20 protein-coding genes and 1 pseudogene are annotated in these 20045 nt (G+C 66.8%); 18 read left to right on the plus strand and 3 right to left on the minus strand.

Annotated elements, in window-relative coordinates:
- Positions 1-11: 11 nt before the first annotated feature.
- From ACOAPY_RS08275 to ACOAPY_RS08295, 5 genes and pseudogenes are all read left to right on the plus strand, one after another.
- A pseudogene (locus ACOAPY_RS08275) lies at positions 12-701 on the plus strand (OmpA family protein); the annotation flags it as partial.
- Positions 702-750: 49 nt separating this feature from the next.
- Positions 751-1398, plus strand: a complete 648-nt coding sequence (pdxH, locus tag ACOAPY_RS08280) for a pyridoxamine 5'-phosphate oxidase (protein ID WP_465156102.1) — start codon at positions 751-753, stop codon at positions 1396-1398.
- 15 nt (positions 1399-1413) lie between these two features.
- On the plus strand, positions 1414-2499 hold the full coding sequence (locus ACOAPY_RS08285) for a sugar diacid recognition domain-containing protein (RefSeq protein WP_465156104.1): 1086 nt from the start codon (positions 1414-1416) through the stop codon (positions 2497-2499).
- Positions 2500-2621: 122 nt separating this feature from the next.
- Positions 2622-3980, plus strand: coding sequence for a GntP family permease (locus tag ACOAPY_RS08290; RefSeq protein ID WP_280002208.1), 1359 nt, complete (start codon positions 2622-2624; stop codon positions 3978-3980).
- Between the two features lie 43 nt (positions 3981-4023).
- Positions 4024-5157 carry a glycerate kinase gene (locus ACOAPY_RS08295; protein WP_465156105.1) on the plus strand — a complete coding sequence of 378 codons (1134 nt, stop codon included), beginning with the start codon at positions 4024-4026 and terminating at the stop codon, positions 5155-5157.
- Here ACOAPY_RS08295 and ACOAPY_RS08300 read toward each other — a convergent pair.
- Positions 5154-5396, minus strand: a complete 243-nt coding sequence (locus tag ACOAPY_RS08300) for a hypothetical protein (RefSeq protein WP_465156107.1) — start codon at positions 5394-5396, stop codon at positions 5154-5156. The two genes, ACOAPY_RS08295 and ACOAPY_RS08300, sit on opposite strands and share 4 nt — an antisense overlap.
- 175 nt (positions 5397-5571) lie before the next feature.
- On the opposite strand from ACOAPY_RS08300, the gene ACOAPY_RS08305 reads away from it, so the two are divergent.
- The 9 genes from ACOAPY_RS08305 (at position 5572) to ACOAPY_RS08345 (ending at position 14181) form a co-directional block, all read left to right on the plus strand.
- On the plus strand, positions 5572-6036 hold the full coding sequence (locus ACOAPY_RS08305) for an outer membrane lipoprotein (RefSeq protein ID WP_465156108.1): 465 nt from the start codon (positions 5572-5574) through the stop codon (positions 6034-6036).
- Positions 6037-6383: 347 nt separating this feature from the next.
- The gene (locus ACOAPY_RS08310; RefSeq protein ID WP_465156110.1) at positions 6384-9179 is read left to right on the plus strand and encodes a monovalent cation/H+ antiporter subunit A; all 2796 of its coding nucleotides are present in this window, start codon (positions 6384-6386) and stop codon (positions 9177-9179) included.
- The gene (locus ACOAPY_RS08315; protein ID WP_021701699.1) at positions 9179-9523 is read left to right on the plus strand and encodes a Na+/H+ antiporter subunit C; all 345 of its coding nucleotides are present in this window, start codon (positions 9179-9181) and stop codon (positions 9521-9523) included. Before ACOAPY_RS08310 ends, ACOAPY_RS08315 begins: the two co-directional genes overlap by 1 nt.
- Complete coding sequence (locus tag ACOAPY_RS08320) at positions 9520-11007, plus strand: monovalent cation/H+ antiporter subunit D (RefSeq protein WP_465156111.1); 1488 nt, start codon at positions 9520-9522, stop codon at positions 11005-11007. Before ACOAPY_RS08315 ends, ACOAPY_RS08320 begins: the two co-directional genes overlap by 4 nt.
- Entirely contained in the window at positions 11004-11504 is a 501-nt protein-coding gene (locus ACOAPY_RS08325) for a Na+/H+ antiporter subunit E (protein WP_021701701.1), read from the plus strand. Before ACOAPY_RS08320 ends, ACOAPY_RS08325 begins: the two co-directional genes overlap by 4 nt.
- Complete coding sequence (locus ACOAPY_RS08330) at positions 11489-11758, plus strand: K+/H+ antiporter subunit F (protein ID WP_076579079.1); 270 nt, start codon at positions 11489-11491, stop codon at positions 11756-11758. Before ACOAPY_RS08325 ends, ACOAPY_RS08330 begins: the two co-directional genes overlap by 16 nt.
- A complete protein-coding gene (locus tag ACOAPY_RS08335; RefSeq protein ID WP_076579077.1) occupies positions 11755-12087 on the plus strand; it encodes a Na+/H+ antiporter subunit G in 333 nt (110 codons plus the stop codon). The genes ACOAPY_RS08330 and ACOAPY_RS08335 overlap by 4 nt, the downstream gene beginning before the upstream one ends.
- 86 nt (positions 12088-12173) lie before the next feature.
- The gene (locus ACOAPY_RS08340) at positions 12174-13079 is read left to right on the plus strand and encodes a DMT family transporter (protein WP_465156752.1); all 906 of its coding nucleotides are present in this window, start codon (positions 12174-12176) and stop codon (positions 13077-13079) included.
- A 10-nt stretch (positions 13080-13089) separates the two neighbouring features.
- Positions 13090-14181, plus strand: a complete 1092-nt coding sequence (locus tag ACOAPY_RS08345; protein ID WP_465156114.1) for a PLP-dependent cysteine synthase family protein — start codon at positions 13090-13092, stop codon at positions 14179-14181.
- Between the two features lie 10 nt (positions 14182-14191).
- On the opposite strand, the gene gap is transcribed toward ACOAPY_RS08345, so the two are convergent.
- Together gap and ACOAPY_RS08355 are read right to left on the minus strand one after the other, a co-directional pair.
- A complete protein-coding gene (gene gap / locus ACOAPY_RS08350; protein WP_465156116.1) occupies positions 14192-15193 on the minus strand; it encodes a type I glyceraldehyde-3-phosphate dehydrogenase in 1002 nt (333 codons plus the stop codon).
- A 61-nt stretch (positions 15194-15254) separates the two neighbouring features.
- Positions 15255-15929, minus strand: a complete 675-nt coding sequence (locus ACOAPY_RS08355; protein ID WP_465156118.1) for a COG3650 family protein — start codon at positions 15927-15929, stop codon at positions 15255-15257.
- A gap of 130 nt (positions 15930-16059) precedes the next feature.
- Between ACOAPY_RS08355 and ACOAPY_RS08360 the strand changes: the two genes are divergently transcribed.
- The 4 genes from ACOAPY_RS08360 to ACOAPY_RS08375 all read left to right on the plus strand — a co-directional run bounded on the left by ACOAPY_RS08360 (position 16060) and on the right by ACOAPY_RS08375 (position 20040).
- On the plus strand, positions 16060-17130 hold the full coding sequence (locus ACOAPY_RS08360; RefSeq protein WP_465156121.1) for a diguanylate cyclase: 1071 nt from the start codon (positions 16060-16062) through the stop codon (positions 17128-17130).
- Positions 17131-17190: 60 nt separating this feature from the next.
- Entirely contained in the window at positions 17191-17832 is a 642-nt protein-coding gene (locus ACOAPY_RS08365) for a YceH family protein (protein WP_465156122.1), read from the plus strand.
- Between the two features lie 77 nt (positions 17833-17909).
- Complete coding sequence (locus tag ACOAPY_RS08370; protein WP_465156124.1) at positions 17910-18587, plus strand: thermostable hemolysin; 678 nt, start codon at positions 17910-17912, stop codon at positions 18585-18587.
- Complete coding sequence (locus ACOAPY_RS08375) at positions 18577-20040, plus strand: AMP-binding protein (protein ID WP_465156125.1); 1464 nt, start codon at positions 18577-18579, stop codon at positions 20038-20040. Before ACOAPY_RS08370 ends, ACOAPY_RS08375 begins: the two co-directional genes overlap by 11 nt.
- The last annotated feature ends 5 nt before the right edge of the window (positions 20041-20045 follow it).

Raw genomic sequence — 20045 nt, forward strand, 5'->3', positions numbered from 1 at the left:
AAGATCTGACCATGCATAAGAAAACACTCGTCCTGCTCTGCTGCCTGAGCCTCGCCGCTTGCGCCAACACCGATAAGAAAGAGGGCGCCACCAGCAGCTGGTGGCCGTTCGGTGAAAGTGAGAAGCCTGTGGCAGCCGCCAAGAAGGCGCCGCCGAAGATCGATCATGAAGTCACCAATGCCTGGCTGGACGAGTACGAGCCGCGCCTGAAGGAAGCTCTCAGCGGCAGCAAGATGGAGCTGGAGCGGCGTCAGAATGTACTGGTCGTGACTGCCCCTGTGGACAGCTCGTTCAACCCGGACCGTCCGAGCATGCTGATGCCGGCCGTTCTCGGCCCGTTCACCAAGGTGGCCAAGATCCTCGAGAAGGATCCACGCACTGGCGTTCTGATCCTTGGTCATGCCGACAGCCGCGGCCAGCTGGATGCCAACTTCAAGCTCAGCGAGGATCGCGCCAAGGCCGTTGCCTCGATCTTCCGCCTGAGTGGCCTGCAGCGTGACCGCCTGCTGCTCAAGGGGGTCGGCTCGGACATGCCGCGTGCCGCCAACGACAGCAATGCCGGTCGTGCCCTGAACCGCCGCGTGGAAATCGTCCTGACGCCGAAGCCGACCCTGGTGGCGCTGCTGGCCAAGTACAACCAGCCGGCCCCGGCAGGCGCCGGCAATTTGCCGGTGGCTCAGGTTGCCGCAGATCAAAAGAAAAAGGACAAGGCCCAGTAAGCTCGCGGCATCACTGGAAGAGGATGTGCGCATGACCCAGACCCTTGCCGACATGCGTCGCGACTATACCCGCGACGGACTCGACGAAGCCCAGGCCCCGGCCGAGCCCTTCGCGCTGTTCCGTCGTTGGTTCGACGACGCGGTCAAGACCGAACAACTGCCGGTGGAACCCAATGCCATGACCCTCGCCACGGTCGATGAGGAGGGGCGGCCGCATTGCCGGGTATTGCTGCTCAAGGGATTGGATGAGCGCGGCTTCACCTTCTTCAGTAACTACGACAGCGCCAAGGGCCAGCAACTCGTTGCGCGGCCCTTTGCCGCCATGACCTTCTTCTGGCCCAGTCTGGAGCGGCAGGTGCGCATTGAAGGGCGGGTAGAGAAGGTGTCGGAACAGGAGTCGGATGCCTACTTCCAGGTGCGACCGCTGGGTAGCCGCCTGGGGGCCTGGGCATCGCCGCAGAGCCGGGTGATCAAGGATCGCGAGGAACTGCAGCAATTGCTGGCCGAAACCGAGCGGCGCTTCCTTGATCGTGCCCCGGAGTGCCCGCCGCACTGGGGTGGCTATCGCCTGCTGGCCGAGCGCATCGAGTTTTGGCAGGGGCGTTCCAGCCGCCTGCACGATCGCCTCAACTATCGCCTGCAGGGTGACGCCTGGCTGCGCGAACGCCTGGCGCCCTGATGCCACGCCTGCTGCATGCTTGAGCTCGATTCCGCCCTGGCGCAGCACATCGTCGACCGCGCCATGGCCATCCTGCCGCACAACATCAATGTAATGGATGCACAGGGCATGATCATCGGTAGCGGTGACCCTGCCCGGCTGCATACCCGCCACGAGGGGGCGCAGCTGGTGCTGGCCAACCGCCGGGTGGTGGAAATCGACGAACAGGCGGCCGCCTGTCTGCGTGGCGTGCGCCCCGGGGTGAACCTGCCCTTGCTGCATGCCGATCAGCTGATTGGTGTGCTCGGCATCACCGGCGCGCCGGATACCGTGCGGCCCTACGCCGAGCTGGTGCGCATGGCCGCCGAAATGCTGGTCGAGCAGCGTCAGCTTCAGGCCGAGCGGCATTGGCAGCGGCACCAGCTGGAAACCTGGCTGCGCCAGATCGCCGATAGCAGCATCAACCTGACCCAGCTGCAGGCCGAGGCGGAACGTATCGGCCTGCAGCTGGCCTGGCCGCGCCAACTGGTGCTGCTGGAGCTGGCCGATGAGGGCGACCAGGCCCGCGCGCTGAGCGCTCTGGCGGGCAAGGCCGAGCAATGCGGCCCGTTCGGCGTGCGTCAGCTGCTGCTGTGCCGGCCCTACCAAAGTGGTCGTGATGCGGCCTGGCTGGCGCAGCTCGATAGCCGTGGGCTGGGGGTGCAGCGCCTGCTGTGCAGCGATGAGCTTTACGGCTTTGCCGATCTGCGCGAAGCGGCCCTGGCCCTGCGTGATCTGCATGCCTATGCCAAGTCGCGGCAGCCTGAGCTGCGTGTGCTGCGCCTGCCGGATCATCGCCTGCAGGCGTTTTTGCATGGGCGCCGTCAGGACTGGTCCGTGCAGCGCTGGCTGGCTCCGCTGCGCCGGGTGCTGGCGCAGGATAGTCAGGGCCAGCTGCGCCAGACCCTGCTCGCCTGGTGCCGGCACGACGGGCATCCACAGGCCTGTGCCGACGAGCTGGGCATCCATCGCAACACGCTGCGCTACCGCCTGGAGCGCATCGGCGAGCTCAGCGGCCTGGACCTGACGCGCCGGGACCAGCGCCTGCTGTTCACTTTGGGTCTGGAGCTGTTGGACGACTGACTGTGCGCTTGCACAGTAATCGCCAGGCGGGGACGCGGGTGACTGGTGCGTTCGCATAGGGACGGCGCCCTTGGCACCGCCGCACAATGGCTCTCCCTAATAACAACAATGAGGAATAGGCCATGCTTCTGGTCCTGATCCTGGTGGCGCTGATCGCCTTCATCGTGCTGTCCACCACCCGTCTCAAACTGCACCCCTTCCTGGCATTGCTGGCGGCTGCATTCATCGCCGGCTTCGCCTACCAGCTGCCCAGCGCCGAGATCGTCAAGACCATCACCGGCGGATTCGGCAGCATCCTCGGTTACATCGGCATCGTCATCGTGCTCGGCACCGTCATCGGGGTGATCCTCGAACGCAGCGGTGCGGCCATCACCATGGCGGAAACGGTGATCAAGCTGCTCGGTGAGCGCTTCCCGACCCTGACCATGTCGATCATCGGCTATCTAGTGTCGATCCCGGTGTTCTGCGACTCCGGCTACGTCATCCTCAACTCGCTGAAGAACGCTCTGGCCGCGCGCATGAAGGTCTCCGTGGTGGCGATGAGCGTGGCGCTGGCCACCGGGCTCTACGCCACTCATACCTTCGTGCCGCCGACTCCCGGCCCGATCGCCGCCGCCGGCAACCTGGGGCTGGATGCCAGCCTGGGGCTGGTGATCGCGGTGGGCCTGCTGGTGGCCTTCGTCACCGCCATGGCCGGCATGTGGTGGGCCAATCGCTTTATCGGCAAGGACATCGCCCTGGAGGACGACGGCCTGCCGCTGCCGGCCGCCGAGGACTTCGCCGCGCTGAAGGCACGCTACGGCAAGCTGCCCAGCGCCTTCCAGGCGTTCGCGCCGATCTTCGTGCCGATCCTGCTGATCTGCCTGGGCTCGATTGCGGTGTTCCCCAGCAAACCGCTGGGCGAGGGCTTCGTGCTCACCGTGCTGACCTTCCTCGGTCAGCCGGTGGTGGCACTGCTGGTCGGCCTGGCGCTGGCCTGCACCCTGCTCAAGAGCCAGGACAAGCGCAAGGAGTTCCATGATCACGTGGTCGAGGGGCTGGTGCAGGCGGCGCCGATCCTGCTGATCACCGGTGCCGGTGGTGCCTTCGGCGCGGTGCTCAAGGTCACGCCGTTGGGCGACTACCTGGGCAGCACTCTGTCGGCGCTGGGCATCGGCCTGTTCATGCCGTTCGTGGTGGCCGCCGCGCTGAAGAGCGCCCAGGGTTCGACCACGGTGGCCCTGGTGACCACGTCCGCGCTGGTTGCACCGATGCTCGGCCAGCTCGGCCTGGACAGCGAGATGGGTCGCGTGCTCACCGTGATGGCCATCGGTGCGGGCGCCATGACCGTGTCGCATGCCAACGACAGCTTCTTCTGGGTGGTCACCCAGTTCAGTCGCATGCCGGTGGCAGTGGCCTATCGCGCGCAGACGGTCGCTACCCTGATCCAGGGCCTGGCCGGCATCATCACCGTCTGGCTGCTCAGCCTGGTTCTGCTGTAATTCCCGGCGGCGCTGTCGGCGCCGCTTCGCTCGAAGGTTGCCTATGAAGATCGTCATCGCTCCCGACTCCTTCAAGGAGAGTCTGTCCGCCCCCGAGGTGGCCGCCGCCATTGCCCGCGGCTGGCGCCAGGTGTTCCCCGAGGCCGAGCTGCTGCTGCGGCCAATGGCCGACGGCGGTGAAGGCACGGTCGATGCGGTGCTGGCCGCCACCGGCGGCGAGCGTCGCGAATGCCGGGTGTGCGGGCCGCTGGGGGAACCGGTGCTAGCCCACTGGGGCTGGCTGGGGGAGGGCACGGCGGTGCTCGAGATGGCGTCTGCCAGTGGCCTGCACCATGTGCCGCGTGACCGTCGTGATGCCACCGTCACCACCAGCCTGGGTACCGGCGAACTGATTCGCGCGGCTCTGGATGCCGGGGCCACGCGCATCATCCTCGGCCTGGGCGGCAGCGCCACCAATGACGGCGGTGCGGGTTTGCTGCAGGCTTTGGGGGTGCGCTTTCTCGATGCCCGGGAGGTTGAGCTGCCGCCTGGCGGCGCGGCCCTGGCGCGGCTGGCGCGCATCGATGTTGGCGGCCTGGACCCGCGCCTGCTGCAGGCGCGGCTGGAGATCGCCGCCGATGTCGACAATCCCCTTTGCGGTCCGCGGGGCGCATCGCGGGTGTTCGGCCCGCAGAAGGGCGCCGATCCACAGCAGGTGGAGCAGCTCGACGCCGCGCTGGAGCATTACGCGCGGCTAGTCGCGGCCACCCTGGGCGAGGATCACAGCCGCCACCCGGGCGTCGGCGCCGCCGGTGGCCTGGGCTTTGCCGCCAGGGCTTTCCTGCATGCGGGCTTTCGCCCGGGCATCGAGCTGGTGGCCGAGCTGTCCGGCCTGGCCGATGCCGTCGAGGGGGCTGACCTGGTGATCACTGGCGAGGGGCGGCTCGATTCGCAGAGCCTGCACGGCAAGACCCCGGTGGGCGTGGCGCGCACCGCGCGCGCCGCAGGCGTGCCGGTGCTGGCGCTGGCGGGCAGCCTGGGCGAGGACTACCAGGCACTCTATGCGGCGGGTATCGACGCCGCCTTTGCCCTCAGTCCTGGTCCGCAGAGCCTGGAACAGGCCATGACAAGCACGGCGGCCGAACTGCAGGCGCGGGCCGGTGATCTGGCGCGGCTGTGGCGTATGGCGCGCGGCTAGTTGCGCCGCTGCAGGTAGTCGCAGGCTGCCTGGTGCAGCCAGTCCTCCAGGTGCCCGCGGCGAACGCCGCTAGCCTTGGCCTCGGCCAGGCGCTGCAGCATGTACTCCTGCATGGCCGGGTCGCCGGCGGCCATGGACAGCGCCAGGTCGCGTTCCATCCAGCGGCGGATACGTACGTATAGCCACCAGTGGAAGTACAACCCGGCGATCGTGGTGATGGCGACGATGAAGTAGTCCATGGCGGTCTCTCGAGACGATTACTCCGATCCTGCCCGCGGATCTGGGGAGTGTATAGCGGGCCTGATGTCGCACCCCATCTCTATACTGTTGAGTGCTGATGGAAATCGTCCCTCGCGAGTGACAGTTGGCAGTGCTCGCTGTCTAATATTTATCGCTCAAACTGGAGATAACCCGATGCGCAATTCCAAGCTGTTCACTGCCGTTTTCGTTGCCCTCAGCCTGACTCTGGGCGGTTGCGCGTCAAGCCTGACCGGCGACACCTACAGTCGCGATGAGGCGCGCAAGGTGCAGACCGTGCGCATGGGCACCATCGAGATGCTGCGACCGGTGCAGATCGAAGGGACCAAGACCCCGATTGGTGCGGGTGCCGGTGCGGTCATCGGCGGCGTGGCCGGTAGCGGTGTTGGCGGCGGACGCGGATCGGCCGTGGCGGCGGTGATTGGCGCCGTGGCAGGTGGCCTGCTGGGGGCCGCCGCTGAGGAAGGTCTGACTCGCACTCAGGGCGTGGAGATTACCGTGCGCGAGGACGACGGCAGCCTGCGTGCCTATGTCCAGGCCGTGCAGGAAAACGAGATTTTCCGGGTGGGTGAGCGGGTTCGCATCATGACAGTGGACGGCACCAGCCGCGTCGCCCACTGACTCCGCAAAGGCCTGGCAGCGCCGGGCCTTTGGCTTATCGGTCATGCAGCTGGGTAGGAGCAGCTCAGCTGCTGACCGCCCGGATCGCGTGTTCTAGCCACAGGCTTTCAGGTCGTTCGGCCGGAGTCGCCGCCCCGTCAGGCTTAGAGCAGTTGCGTGAGCTGTGATGCTGCCGTCCCTTTCTCGGGTAGGCGCTCTCCTGCGAGCATAATGTAATAATTTATCTATGGCTTGGTTCTGATAGCTATGGATAATCGCTGTGGGCCCTTCGCCAACCAGGCTCTGCCGCGCGAGGAGATAGACGATTTGCCCGGGCCGTCAGGCCGGGGTCAGGATAGGGGAGATTCATGGAGCTACTGCTCATCGTCGGACTGCCGTTCCTCGGCGCCTTGCTTCCCATCCTGTTCGAGCGTCACGGGCGCCTGGCCTGCAGCCTGGCCGCAGCCGCGGCACCGCTGCTCGCGTTGGGTGTCTTGCTATGGCTGGCGCCGCGGGTATTCGCCGGCGAGCTACTGCTGGTGTCGCAGCCCTGGCTGACGCAACTCGGCTTTAACCTGTCGCTGCGCCTGGACGGCCTGGCCCTGCTGTTTGCGCTGCTGATCCTGGGCATTGGCCTGCTGGTCATTCTGTACGCCCGCTATTACCTGGCCGAGCGCGAGGCCATCGGCCGTTTCTTCGCTTACCTGCTGCTGTTCATGGGTGCCATGCTCGGTGTGGTGCTCTCGGAAAACCTGCTGTTGCTGTTGACGTTCTGGGAGCTGACCAGCCTGTCGTCGTTCCTGCTGATCGGCTTCTGGGGTAAACGCAGCGACGCGCGCAAGGGCGCGCGTATGGCCCTGGCCGTCACCGGGGGCGGAGGTCTGGCACTGCTGGCCGGTATCCTGTTGATCGGTCACATCGTCGGCAGCTTCGAGTTGAGCGCGGTGCTGGCGGCTGGGGATCTGATCCGCGCCCACGCGCTGTATCCCGTGGTGCTGGTGCTGGTGTTACTGGGGGCTTTTACCAAGTCGGCGCAGTTCCCTTTCCATTTCTGGCTGCCCCACGCGATGGCGGCGCCGACGCCGGTTTCGGCCTATCTGCACTCGGCGACCATGGTCAAGGCTGGAGTGTTCCTGCTGGCGCGCCTGTATCCGGCGCTGGCCGACTCCGATCTGTGGTTCTACCTGGTCAGCCTGACCGGTCTGACCACCCTGCTGGTCGGTGCGGGCATGGCGCTGTTCCAGCATGACCTCAAGGGGCTGCTGGCGTTCTCCACCATCAGTCACCTGGGGTTGATCGTGCTGTTGCTGGGGTTGGATACACCGCTGTCCAACGTGGCGGCAGTGTTCCACATCATCAACCATGCCACTTTCAAGGCCTCGCTGTTCATGGCTGCCGGGATCATCGATCACGAGACCGGCAGCCGCGACATGCGGCGCATCAATGGCATGTGGAAGTACCTGCCGCACACGGCCGTGCTGGCCATGGTGGCGTCTTCAGCGATGGCCGGGGTGCCACTGCTCAATGGTTTCCTGAGCAAGGAAATGTTCTTTGGCGAGACCCTGCAGCAACAGCTGCTGGGCAGTTTCAGCTGGGTCATTCCAGCCGCAGCGACCCTCGCCGGGGTGTTCTCGGTGGCGTATTCGCTGCGCTTTATCCATGACGTGTTCTTCAACGGCGAGCCGGTCAACCTGCCCAAGTACCCGCCCCACGAACCGCCACGCTATATGAAGATTCCGGTGGAGATCCTGGTGTTCCTCTGCCTGCTGGTCGGCATGCTGCCGGCCTACACGGTTGCGCCGCTTCTGGCGGTGGCGGCGAAGGCCAGCCTGGGTGGCGTACTCCCGGAGTACAGCCTGGCGATCTGGCATGGCTTCAACCTGCCACTGGCGATGAGCTGCGTGGCGCTGGTCGGCGGCATCCTAGTCTACGCTGGCCGCCAGCCGCTGTTTCGCTGGTATGCCGGGCTGCCGGAGGTGGATGCGCGGCTGGTCTTCGAACGTCAGGTGCAGAACATTGTGCGCCTGGCCGGATGGCTGACAGGGCGTCTGGAAAATGGTTCGCTGCAGCGTTACCTGAGCTTCCTGCTGATTGCTGCACTGGTGCTGGTGGCCACCGCCCTGGCGCCGCTGCCGCAGCTGACTGGCAGCCGTGGCCTCAGCCCGCTGGATGGCATCACCACGCTCGGCCTGCTGGTGCTGGCGGCGAGCGGTCTGCTCACGGCCGTGTTCCATCGCCAGCGCCTGGTGGCGCTGCTGATTCTCGGCGTCGGCGGCATGCTGGTGGCGCTGGCCTTTGCCCGCTTCTCCGCGCCTGACCTGGCGCTGACCCAGCTGGTGGTCGAGGTGGTGACCATCATCCTGCTGATGCTGGCGCTGTTCTACCTGCCCTCGCGCACCCCGAGCGAAAGCTCCAGCCTGCGTGGCCTGCGCGATGTCGTGGTGGCCGGCGGCTGCGGGGTGATGGTGGCGCTGCTGGTCTATGTGGTGCTGACCCGTCCCTCGGCAGGGCTTGCCCCGTTCTTCCTGGCCAACAGCGTCAGCGGTGGCGGGGGTACCAACGTGGTGAACGTGATTCTGGTGGACTTCCGCGGCTTCGATACCCTGGGCGAGATCACCGTGCTGGCCATCGCCGCGGTGGGCATCCTGGCGATGCTTGACGGCCTGCGCCTGCACAACCCGACCTGCGATCCGCAGGGCCGGCGCTGGGCCTGGGCGAAGAACCCGCTGATCCTGATGACCCTGTCGCGGCTGCTGTTGCCGCTGGCCCTGCTGATTTCGGTGTTCATCTTCCTGCGCGGGCACAACCTGCCGGGTGGCGGTTTCATCGCCGGCCTGATCACCGCCGTGGCGCTGGCACTGCAGTACATCGCCAGCGGCGTGGCCTGGGTCGAGCAGCGCCTGCCGCTCAATTACCAGCGCATGGCGGGTGTCGGCGTCCTTATCGCCTCGCTCACCGGCCTGGGCAGCTGGGTCTTCGGCCGGCCGTTCCTGACCAGTGCCTTCGGTCATTTCGAGTTGCCGCTGGTGGGCGAATTTGAACTGGCCACCGCCATGCTGTTCGACCTTGGCGTCTATCTCACGGTGGTGGGCTCCACCCAACTGGTGCTGACCCGTCTGGGCAAGCTCAGCCTGGTCCCGGTCGCGAGTAAGGAGATTCACTGATGGAAGCGCTGTTTGCCGTCACCCTCGGTGTGCTCAGCGCCAGCGGCGTCTACCTGCTGCTGCGCGGGCGCACCTTCCCGGTGGTGCTGGGCCTGACCCTGCTGTCCTACGCGGTCAACCTGTTCCTCTTCGCCATGGGCCGCCTGAGCGGCGACGTGGCGGTGATCGGGCAGAGCGCCAATCCGGCCGACCCGCTGCCGCAGGCGCTGGTGCTCACCGCCATCGTCATCGGCTTCGCCATGACCGCCTTCGTCGTGGTCCTCGCCCTGCGTGGCCTGGCCGAGCTGGGCAATGACCATGTCGATGGGCAGCCGGGGCATCCGGATGAGGAGCGCCTGTCTTGAGTCACTGGCCGATCCTGCCCATCCTGCTGCCGCTGTTCGCCGGCGCGCTGCTGCTCATCCTGCCGTCCCACGAGCGCCTCAAGCGCACGCTGTCGCTGCTCGCTACCCTGGCCCTGCTCCCGCTCAGCCTGTACCTGCTGCAGCTGGCGGACGACGGCCAGCTGCGTGTCTACGCGCTGGGCGACTGGCAGCCGCCGTTCGGTATCGTGCTGCTGCTCGACCGCCTCAGCGCGCTGCTGTTGCTGGCCACTGCGGTACTGGCGAGCGCCGCGCTGCTGTATGCGCTGCGCGGCGACGACCGGCTTGGTCCGCGCTTCCATGCGCTGTTCCAGTTCCAGCTGCTGGGCATCAACGGTGCCTTCCTCACTGGCGACCTGTTCAACCTGTTCGTGTTCTTCGAGATCCTGCTGATCGCCTCTTATGCGCTGCTGCTGCACGGCCAGGGCGCGGAGCGGGTGAGGGCGGGGCTGCACTACGTGGTCCTCAATCTGACCGGGTCGGCGCTGTTCCTCATTGCCCTGGGCATGGTCTACGGCGCCAGCGGTACGCTGAACATGGCCGACCTGTCGGCGCGGGTGGCCCAGGCCAGTGGCGACCAGGTGCCGTTGCTGGCCGCCGCCGGCCTGCTTCTGCTGCTGGTGTTCGCGCTCAAGGCGGCGCTGCTGCCGCTGTACTTCTGGCTGCCGCGTGCCTACGCCGCTGCCAGCGCGCCGGTAGCGGCGCTGTTCGCGATCATGACCAAGGTTGGCATCTACGCCATCCTGCGTCTGGCCACCCTGATGTTCGGCGCGGGCGCCGGCGAGCTGGCCCACCTGACCCAGGCCTGGCTCTGGCCGCTGGCCCTGGCCACCGTGGCGCTGGGGGCGGTCGGCGTGCTGGCGGCGCGCAGCCTGCAGATGCTGCTGGCCTACCTGGTGGTGGTGTCGGCCGGCACCCTGCTGGCCGCAGTGGCCAGCGGTACGCCGCAGGCGCATGCCGCCGGGCTCTATTACCTGTTGCACAGCACCTGGGTGGCGGGTGGCCTGTTCCTCCTCGCCGACCTCATCACCCGCCAGCGCGGTGACAAGGGCGGCGCGCTGGAGCCAGGGCCGGCGCTGCAGCATCCTGCATTGCTCGGTAGCCTGTACTTCTTCGGCGCCGTCGCGGTGATCGGCCTGCCGCCGCTGTCCGGCTTCCTCGGCAAGCTGTTGCTGCTGCAGGCGCAGCCTTCGCTGGCCCTGTGGGTTGTGTTGCTGCTCGGTGGTCTCACCGTGCTGGTGGCCCTTAGTCGTGCCGGCAGTACGCTGTTCTGGCGGGTCGGCCTGAGCAGCCTGGACAGCGCCGAGCTGGACCGTGGTCGCCTGGCTGCCTGTCTGCTGTTGCTGGCCTGCGCGCTGCTGCTGGTGCTGCTGGCGGCGCCGTTGCTGGACTACGCGCAGGCTGCCGCCGCACAGTTGCATGACCTGCCGCTGTACCGTTCGATCATTCCGGAGGCCGCACCATGATGCAGCGACTTCTGCCCCATCCGGCCCAGAGCCTGCTGTTGCTGTGCACCTGGCTGCTGCTGGTGGATTCGATTGCCTTCGGCCACTGGCTGCTGGGCGGCTTCCTGGCCATCGTCATTCCGCTGCTGCTGGGCCCGCTGCTGGTCGAGCACCCGCGCGCATGGAAACCGCTGCGGTTGCTGCGCTACCTGCTGATGGTGATCGGCGACATCCTGGTCGCCAATTTCCAGGTGGCCCGTCTGACCCTGGGGCGCGTCGGCGAGCTGCGCCCGGCCTTCGTCGAAGTGCCGATCGAGCTGGATAACGAGCTGGCCATCAGCATCCTGGTCAGCGTGGTATCGATGACGCCCGGCTCACTGGCCGCTGACCTCAGTCAGGATCGACGCACCCTGCTGGTTCATGGTCTGGATGTGCCAGACGCCCAGGCCATGATTGACGAGATCAAGCAGCGTTACGAGGCACCGCTGAAGGAGATTTTCCCATGCTCGGCTACGTGATTCCGCTCTGTCTGACTCTGTTGGGAGTTGCCCTGCTGCTGGCGGTGGCACGACTGGTCAAGGGCCCCAGCCTGCCGGACCGGGCGCTGGCGCTGGACACCCTGTACATCAATGCCATCGCCCTGATCATTCTTTACGGCATCTGGCAGGGAACCGAGCTGTTTTTCGAGATCGCCCTGCTGATTGCCGTGCTCGGTTTCGTCAGCACCGTGGCGGTGGCCAAGTACATGCTGCGTGGAGACATCATCGAATGAGCTTGTGGCTGGAGTTACTCATCAGCTTGTTCCTGCTGCTTGGCAGCGGCTTCGTGCTGGTTGGCGCTATCGGTCTGTATCGCCTGCCTGACTACTTCACCCGTCTGCATGGCCCGACCAAGGCTACCACCCTGGGTATTGGCGGTATGGTGGTGGCTTCGCTGCTGTTCTTTTCCTTCAGCGAGAAGGGATTCAGCCTGCATGAGTTGCTGATCAGCCTGTTCCTGTTCATCAGCGCCCCGGTCAGCGCCTATATGCTGGCCAAGGCAGCGGTGCTGCAGCAGCTGCCGCTGGACCCCAAAACGCGTGGCAAGCCCTGGGAGCAGTAAGGCGGCACAGTTTCTCCGCGCCGCTGTGCCTGTCGGTGCCTGCGCCTGCCGCCTAGACTGAGCCATTTCCCAATGAGGTGGTAATGATGGCCCGGCAGGGACGGTTGTTCGCGATGGCATGCCTGGTGCTGGCCATGGCCCTGTGGGGCAGCTCGTTCATCGCCCTCAAGTTCGCCTTTGCCGAGCTGCCGCCGATGTGGGTGATCTTCGGCCGCATGGCCCTGGGCAGCCTGGTGTTCCTGCTGGCCTGGCGCTGGCGCGGCCGCCTCGACTATCGCCCGGGTGACTGGCGTTACCTGCTCGCCCTGGCCGCCTGCGAACCCTGCCTGTATTTCATCTTCGAGGCGCTGGCGCTGCAGCACACCAGTGCCACCCAGGCCGGCATGATCACCGCATTGCTGCCGCTGCTGGTAGCCGTGGGCGCCTTCACCTTCCTGCGTGAGCGCGTCGCGCTCAGCACCTGGGCCGGCTTTCTGCTGGCGGTCCTCGGTGCGATATGGCTGAGCCTGGCCGGTGAGGCCGATGCCCATGCACCGAACCCGCTGCTGGGCAACTTCTACGAGTTCGTCGCCATGCTCTGCGCGACCTGCTACACGCTGCTGCTGAAGTTCCTCTCCGAGCGTTACTCGCCGTTCATTCTCACCGCCATGCAGGCCTTCATCGGTTCCCTGTTCTTCCTGCCGCTGGCGCTGATCACCGAGCCGTTGCCGAGCCAGTTCAGCCTGCTCGGCATCGGCTCGGTCGTCTATCTGGGTATCGTGGTGACGGTTGGCGCCTACGGCCTTTATAACTTCGGTGTCAGCCGCCTGCCGGCCAGCCAGGCATCGGGCTTCACCAACCTGTTGCCGGTGTTCACCCTGATCTTCGCCGCGTTGCTGTTGGGGGAAAGCCTGACCCCGGCGCAGTACGCCGCCGCCGCCCTGGTGTTCGTGGGGGTGGCGCTGAGCCAGTGGCGCAGCGCAGCCCCGCCACCGGCGGGCATTTTGGACTAAGGAGCCTACGATGACCGATATTCGCCGCTGGACCCGCGAGGCCGTGCGCATCATCGAAGCGGACTTCCAGCGCAGTGCCGACACCCACCTGATTCCCCTGGCGTTGCCGGGGCTGCCCGGTGTCGAGCTGTACTTCAAGGACGAATCCAGCCACCCGACCGGCAGCCTCAAGCATCGCCTGGCGCGCTCGCTGTTCCTCTATGCGCTGTGCAATGGCTGGCTCAAGCCTGGTGCCCCGGTGATCGAGGCTTCCAGCGGCTCCACGGCCATCTCCGAGGCCTACTTCGCGCGCCTGCTGGGGTTGCCCTTCATTGCCGTGGTACCGGCTTCCACCGCCCGCGAGAAGCTGGCGCAGATCGCCTTCTACGGCGGCCAGACCCACCTGGTCGACGACCCCACGCGCATCCACGAGGAATCCGTGCGCCTGGCCCGCGAGAGTGGCGGGCACTTCATGGATCAGTTCACCTACGCTGAGCGCGCCACCGACTGGCGGGCGAACAACAACATCGCCGAGTCGATCTTCCAGCAGATGCGTCACGAGCGCTTCCCCGAGCCGAGCTGGCTGGTCTCCAGCCCCGGTACCGGCGGCACCCTGGCGACCCTGGGGCGCTATGTGCGCTACCGCCAGCATGCCACCCGCGTGCTCTGTGCCGATGCCGAGCGCTCGGTGTTCTTCGACAGCTACGTCAGCGGTGATCGCAGCCTGACCCTGGACTGTGGCTCGCGCATCGAGGGTATCGGCCGGCCGCGGGTGGAGCCTTCGTTCATGCCGCAGGTGCTGGATGCGGTGTGCAAGGTGCCGGACGCGCTGTCGCTGGCCGCCATGCACTACCTGGCGCGGCGCCTGAATCGGCGGGTGGGCGCCAGCAGCGGCACCAACCTGATCGGTGCGCTGCTGGCGGCGCGGCAGATGGTCGAGCTGGGCGAGCGCGGTTCGGTGGTGACCATCCTCTGCGACGGCGGCGATCGTTACGCCACCAGCTACTACTGCGATGCCTGGTTGGCCGAGCAGGGCTATGAGCTGGCGCCGCTGATCGACCGCGTTGCCGCCTGCGTCGAGCAGGGCGGCGCCTTGCCCGACATTCCCCGTTGCGGTCTGTAAGTCGCCTGGCCTAGGGCTTGATCCAGGCCAGCAGGACGTCGAGCAGGCGATTGGCGAAGGCCCACTCGTTGTCGTACCAGGCCAGTACCTTGACCAGATCGTTGCCCTGCACCCGCGTGTGGTTGAGGTCGACCACGCAGGACACCGGGTAGCCGTTGAAGTCCGTCGACACCAGCGGCAGGTCGTTGCATTCCATCACCCCCAACGGCAGCTGGCGTGAGGCTTTCTGCAGGGTGTCATTGATCGCCTCGCGGCTGGTCGGGTGCTCGCTGCAAAAGGTCAGATCGAGCAACGACACGTTGGCTGTCGGCACCCGCACCGCCATGCCATCCAGGCGGCCGTCCAGCTCGGGAATCACCAGGCCAATGGTCTTGGCCGCACCGGTGCTGGTGGGGATCATCGAGAGTGCCGCGGCGCGCGCCCGGTACAGGTCGTTGTGGGTCTTGTCGAGCAGGTTCTGGTCGTTGGTGTAGGCATGCACCGTGGTGATCAGCCCCTGGCGGATGCCCACCGCGGTGTGCAGCACCTGGGCCAGCGGCGCCAGGCAGTTGGTGGTGCAGGAGGCATTGGAGACGATCTGCTGGTTGCCCAGCAGGTGATGGTTGACGCCATACACCACGGTCAGGTCGGCCGTGTCCAGCGGGTGCGAGAGCAGCACGCGCGGTGCCCCTGCTGCCAGGTGCTGTTCCGCCACGACGCGCTTCTTGGCCTTGCCGGTGCAATCTACCACCACATCCACGGCAAGTTGCTTCCAGGGCAGCTGGGTCATGTCCTTCTCGCCGATCAGACGAATCGACTGGCCGTGCACCTGCAGCACGTCGTCGTGCAGGCCCACATGACCGTTGAAGCGGCCGAAGGTGGAGTCGAAGCGGGTCAGGTGGGCGAGGGTCTTGAAGTCGCCGGTCTCGTTGATCGCCTCGATGTGTATCTGGCTTTCCAATCCGCGCTCGAACAGGGCGCGGAGCAGGGCGCGACCGATGCGCCCGTATCCGTTCAGGGCAATGCGCAGCATGGCAGTCTCCGACTGGCTGGGTCCGCCTTCAGCATAGGCTGCCCCCGGCCGGCGTGCCTCGCTACTGACTGCGCGCGCCACCATAGGAGGCGCAGCCGCGCAGCACGCTGCCGTTCAGGCGCAGTTCGGCACTGAGGTGCTGCACGGCGCCGCTCATGCTGTCCACGCAATGCTCGGGCGTCAGCCAGAGCTCCAGGCGCTGGCCGTTGGCCTCGCTGCTCAGGCTGAGGCTGCCGTTGGGCATCTGTTCCTCCAGGTAAGGCAGGGCCAGGGGCTCTTCGCTGGGACGCAGCAGCACCAGGCCCTCTTCGCCGACCCCCAGAGCCCAGTCCGGCTCGTGACCGCTGGCGCGCAGCAGCAGACGATCGAAGCCGGGCTCGTCGCAGCCCGGGCCTTCGCCCTGCACGCGATAGACCTGATCCAGGCGTACCTCGCCGTCCAGATTGGCCTGCGTGCTGCCCTGGGGCCAGCCGCGCAGGTCGACGAACAGGCTGCTTTGGCCATCGGCGCGGAGGTTGTCGACATCGCGGCGCAGCTCGCCGGTCTTCTCACTGACCAGGCCCAGGCGGCGCTGCTCGCCGCACGGACGCAGGAGCAGGCGGTCCTGCTCCAGGGTCAGCTCGCCCTGCAGGCGCACGGCCGGCGTGGCGGGCTTTGGCGGAACATAGACCTGGAACAGCTGGCAGCCGGCGAACAGCGGCAGCAGGGTGAACAACAGGGGACGGACGTTGGGCATGGTGCTCTCCTTGCGACAAGCGGCAACGTTACCCAGCGCGGCCGGCCAGCTCAAGGGCGGAAACACGCGGCAACCTTGTATAGCCGTATACCAGCAGCCATCCTCATCACAGGAACCTTCGAGTGTGACCATGGATAGAGGCACCGGCTCAGGCCTGTCATTCGCCAAGCGCATCTACCTGCCGCGCAGTATCGGCCTGGGTATCGGCTTCTTCTGCGTTGCCGCTGGCCTTTGGCCCCTCCACTCGACGCCTTGGCTGTGGGCGCTGCTGGTGTGCAACGGTTTTCTCTGGCCGCACCTGGCGTATCAGCTGGCACGGCGCGCCGGCGCGCCATTCCAGGCCGAGCGGCGCAACCTGCTGATCGACTCGGCGTTCGGCGGCTTCTGGGCCGCCGCCATGCAGTTCAACGTGCTACCGAGCGTGACCATCCTGGCAATGATGGCGATGAACAACATCGCCGCCGGTGGTGCGCGCTTCTTTGCCAAAGGCTGTGTGGCCATGCTGCTGGGGGCCGGGCTCGCCATGCTGCTGTTCGGCCCGGCCTTGGCGCCGGATACCAGCATGCCGCAGCTGTATGCCTGCCTACCGTTGCTGATCCTTTATCCGCTGGCGCTGGGTTCGGTCAGCTATCGCCTGAGCATCAAGCTGGCCGAGAACAAGCAGGCGTTGCGTGCCGCCAGCCGTACCGACAGCCTGACCCGGCTGTACAACCACGGCTACTGGAAGGATCTGCTGCAGGAAACCTTCAGCCTGTGCCGCGGCGGGCAGCAGCGCGCCACCGTGGCGCTGATCGACGTGGACAACTTCAGGCAGATCAATGACCAGCACGGTCATCTGGTGGGTGACAGCCTGCTGCGCCTGCTCGGCGAACGCCTGGTGGCCAGCCTGCGCCAGGAGGATATGGCCGGGCGCTATGGCGGCGACGAGTTCTGCGTGATCCTGCCGAACACACCGCCGCTGCTGGCCGCCGAGGTGATGGAGCGCATGCGCCTTGAACTCGCCGACGTGCACAGCCCGCTGGCGCCGGGCCTGCGTCTCGGCCTGAGTATCGGCCTGGCTGGCTACAGCCCGTTCCACCTGGATGCCAGCCACTGGCTCAAGGCCGCCGAGCAGGCGCTGTACCAGGCCAAGCAGAACGGCCGCGACCAGGTGGTGATCGCCAGCGATACGCTGCTCACACCACCCGCTCCAGGCACCTGAGTTTGCAGCGCGCGTCGGGCATGGCAGGCTAGGGCCTCTTTTCTCTGCACGGTAACGTCCATGTCCAGCGCCATCGAAGGTTTCGAGCCCCTCACCGCCACCGAGGTGCGCATCCTCGGCTGCCTGATCGAGAAGCAGGCCACCACGCCGGAAACCTATCCACTCACCGTCAATGCGCTGGTGCTGGCCTGCAACCAGAAGACCAGCCGCGAGCCGCTGATGAACCTGACCGAGGGCCAGGTTGGCCAGGCCCTGCGCGCGCTCGAAGGGCGCGGTCTGACGCGCCTGGTCATGGGCGGCCGCGCCGACCGCTGGGAGCACCGGGTGGACAAGGCCCTGGAGCTGGTCAAGCCGCAGCAGGCACTGCTCGGCCTGCTGTTCCTGCGCGGACCGCAGACCATCAGCGAGCTGCTCACGCGCAGCAACCGCCTTTATCAGTTCGAGGATGGTGCCGAGGTGCAGCACCAGCTGGAGCGTCTGATCGGACGTGAACTGGCCTGCCTGCTGCCGCGCCAGAGCGGCCAGCGCGAAGACCGCTACATGCATCAGCTCGGCGAGGCGGCCGACCTGCAGGCGCTGCTGGCCACGCGCCAGGCTGATGCGCCGGCGCGTGCGACGCAGGAAGACCCGCGCATCGCCGAGCTGGAGGCCCGCGTGGCCGCCCTCGAGGAGCGCCTGAGTCGCCTGGAAAACGGCCAGTGAAGTTTTAACCAGGCTTCAGGATTCATTAAGACTCGCTGCCGATACTCCCCCTCAAGGCAAACCAGAGGGGGAGTGCCATGGGTCATCCCGATTGGAATACCAGTTTTCCGCTGCCGCTTGGCGGCGATTCCGAGCGTAGTGCCAGCCTGTGGCTGGCGCGGTCCGAGAGCGCACAGCGGCAGGCTTTCGAGCAGTTCATTCGCCAGCGTTTCGACGAGGCGCATGGGGCGCGGATCAGCAGCTTCATGCCCGACCTGTTCGGCCTGCACGATGCCGAGCAGCAGCTGAACGCCGTCTGCGGCGCGCGCCTGGCCGTCGAGCAGCCGCTGTTCCTCGAACAGTACCTGCATGCTCCGGTGGAGCAGGTCATCGCCCGCCTGGCGGAGCGCCCGGTGGTGCGCGACGAGATCGTCGAAGTCGGCAACCTGGCGTCGATCAGTGCCGGCAGCGCGCGCATGATCATCGTCATCATGACCTGCCTGCTGGCCCGGCGCGGCCTGCAGTGGGTGGTGTTCACCGGCGCCGCCTCGCTGATCAACAGTTTCCATCGCTTGGGGCTGGAGCCGCTGCGCCTGTGCTCGGCCGACCCGAGCGTGCTTGGCGAGCAGCGCCACGATTGGGGGCAGTACTACGACCAACGACCGCAGGTGTTTGCCGGCAGTATCCAGCTCGGCTACCGCCAGCTGTGCGAGCGCGGCATCGCGCAGCGCCTCGGGCTGCATGCGCCGTGCGAGGAGGCTCCCCATGCGGCCTGATCCCTTGTTCGCCGCGCTGCAGCACCATGCCGCGCAGTTTCCCAACGCCCTGGCCCTGAGCGACAACCAGCGCCAGGTCGATTACGCCCAGCTGTGGCTGGATGTGGAGGCCCGTGCCGGACAGTTGCGCGCGCTGGGTGCGCCACTGCTGGCGCTGGCCCTGAACAACGGCTGCGAGGCACTGATCTGGGACCTGGCGGCGCTGCGCGCCGGCGTGGCCTGCCTGATCCTGCCGCCGTTCTTCAGCCCGGCGCAGCGCGCCCACTGCCTGGAGCAGAGCGGAGCCACCCTGGCACTGGCCGAAGGGTCGTTCGCCGAGGAACTGGCACCGCTGGGCTTCGTCGCCGCCGGCGAGTTCTGGCGCCGCGAGAGTGCCCCTGCCGGGCTGCCGCTGCCTGCGGGCACGGCGAAGATTACCTACACCTCCGGCACCACCGGCGCGCCCAAGGGCGTGTGCCTGAGCGCCGAAGCCATGCTGCGGGTGGCTGCCGAACTGGAGCTGGTCAGCCGCGAATGCGCGCCGCAGCGCTACATGGCGGTACTGCCGCTGGCCGTGCTGCTGGAAAACCTCGGTCTGTACGCCGCGCTGATCGCCGGTGCCACCCTGCATCTGCCGACCCAGCAGGAGCTGGGCATGAGCGTCGCCGGCTCGGTCGAGTGGCCGAAGCTGTTCGGGCAGATGCTCCAGCGCGGCTGCCAGAGCCTGATCCTGGTGCCGCAGCTGCTGTTCGGCCTGGTGGTGGCGGTGGAGCGTGGCTTCGTCCCGGCAGCCGGTTTCCGCTTTATCGCCGTCGGTGGCGCACGGGTTTCGCCAGAGCTGCTGGAACGCGCGCAACGCGTCGGCCTGCCGGTGTTCGAGGGCTACGGCCTGTCCGAATGCGCCAGCGTGGTCTGCCTCAATCGCCCCGGCGCCCAGCGCCCCGGCACGGTCGGGCGGCCGCTGCCGCATGTGCAGGTGCGCCTGGCCGAGGACGGCGAAGTGCTGGTCGCCGGTTCGACCCTGCTTGGCTACCTCGGTGACGAGCCCTTCGCAGGGCAGTGGTGGCCCACCGGCGATATCGGCGAGTTCGATGCCGACGGCTACCTGAGCCTGCGCGGCCGCAAGAAACACCAGTTCGTCACCAGCTTCGGGCGCAACGTCAACCCCGAGTGGGTCGAGGCCGAGCTGACCCAGGGCGGTGTGCTGATGCAGGCCTTCGTCTATGGCGAGAGCCTGCCGAGCAACGTCGCGCTGCTCTGGCCGCTGGACCCGACCTGCGCCGATGCAGCCATCGAGGCCGCCGTACAGAAAGCCAACGCCGGCCTGCCGGATTACGCCCGAATCGGGCGCTGGGTGCGCCTGGATACGGCGTTCAGCCCCGCCAACGGTTTGCTCACGGCCAATGGCCGACCTAAGCGCGACGCCATCCTGGCGCGCTACCGCGAACATTTTTCCGAACCCGTCAACGCCTGAGGTAC

Origin of the sequence: Pseudomonas stagnisoli (assembly GCF_048595745.1) — a bacterium.
GTDB lineage: Bacteria > Pseudomonadota > Gammaproteobacteria > Pseudomonadales > Pseudomonadaceae > Aquipseudomonas > Aquipseudomonas alcaligenes_A.

Bases quoted from the DNA above. Each gene is read 5' to 3' on its own strand.
- ACOAPY_RS08295 (WP_465156105.1), top strand. From the start codon at position 4,024: ATGAAGATCGTCATCGCTCCCGACTCCTTCAAGGAGAGTCTGTCCGCC.
- ACOAPY_RS08355 (WP_465156118.1), bottom strand. From the start codon at position 15,929: ATGCCCAACGTCCGTCCCCTGTTGTTCACCCTGCTGCCGCTGTTCGCC.
- ACOAPY_RS08340 (WP_465156752.1), top strand. From the start codon at position 12,174: ATGGCCCGGCAGGGACGGTTGTTCGCGATGGCATGCCTGGTGCTGGCC.
- ACOAPY_RS08285 (WP_465156104.1), top strand. From the start codon at position 1,414: ATGCTTGAGCTCGATTCCGCCCTGGCGCAGCACATCGTCGACCGCGCC.
- ACOAPY_RS08375 (WP_465156125.1), top strand. From the start codon at position 18,577: ATGCGGCCTGATCCCTTGTTCGCCGCGCTGCAGCACCATGCCGCGCAG.
- ACOAPY_RS08330 (WP_076579079.1), top strand. From the start codon at position 11,489: ATGCTCGGCTACGTGATTCCGCTCTGTCTGACTCTGTTGGGAGTTGCC.
- ACOAPY_RS08360 (WP_465156121.1), top strand. From the start codon at position 16,060: ATGGATAGAGGCACCGGCTCAGGCCTGTCATTCGCCAAGCGCATCTAC.
- ACOAPY_RS08310 (WP_465156110.1), top strand. From the start codon at position 6,384: ATGGAGCTACTGCTCATCGTCGGACTGCCGTTCCTCGGCGCCTTGCTT.
- ACOAPY_RS08365 (WP_465156122.1), top strand. From the start codon at position 17,191: ATGTCCAGCGCCATCGAAGGTTTCGAGCCCCTCACCGCCACCGAGGTG.
- ACOAPY_RS08300 (WP_465156107.1), bottom strand. From the start codon at position 5,396: ATGGACTACTTCATCGTCGCCATCACCACGATCGCCGGGTTGTACTTC.
- ACOAPY_RS08315 (WP_021701699.1), top strand. From the start codon at position 9,179: ATGGAAGCGCTGTTTGCCGTCACCCTCGGTGTGCTCAGCGCCAGCGGC.
- ACOAPY_RS08290 (WP_280002208.1), top strand. From the start codon at position 2,622: ATGCTTCTGGTCCTGATCCTGGTGGCGCTGATCGCCTTCATCGTGCTG.
- ACOAPY_RS08370 (WP_465156124.1), top strand. From the start codon at position 17,910: ATGGGTCATCCCGATTGGAATACCAGTTTTCCGCTGCCGCTTGGCGGC.
- ACOAPY_RS08305 (WP_465156108.1), top strand. From the start codon at position 5,572: ATGCGCAATTCCAAGCTGTTCACTGCCGTTTTCGTTGCCCTCAGCCTG.
- ACOAPY_RS08345 (WP_465156114.1), top strand. From the start codon at position 13,090: ATGACCGATATTCGCCGCTGGACCCGCGAGGCCGTGCGCATCATCGAA.
- ACOAPY_RS08335 (WP_076579077.1), top strand. From the start codon at position 11,755: ATGAGCTTGTGGCTGGAGTTACTCATCAGCTTGTTCCTGCTGCTTGGC.
- ACOAPY_RS08325 (WP_021701701.1), top strand. From the start codon at position 11,004: ATGATGCAGCGACTTCTGCCCCATCCGGCCCAGAGCCTGCTGTTGCTG.
- pdxH (WP_465156102.1), top strand. From the start codon at position 751: ATGACCCAGACCCTTGCCGACATGCGTCGCGACTATACCCGCGACGGA.
- gap (WP_465156116.1), bottom strand. From the start codon at position 15,193: ATGCTGCGCATTGCCCTGAACGGATACGGGCGCATCGGTCGCGCCCTG.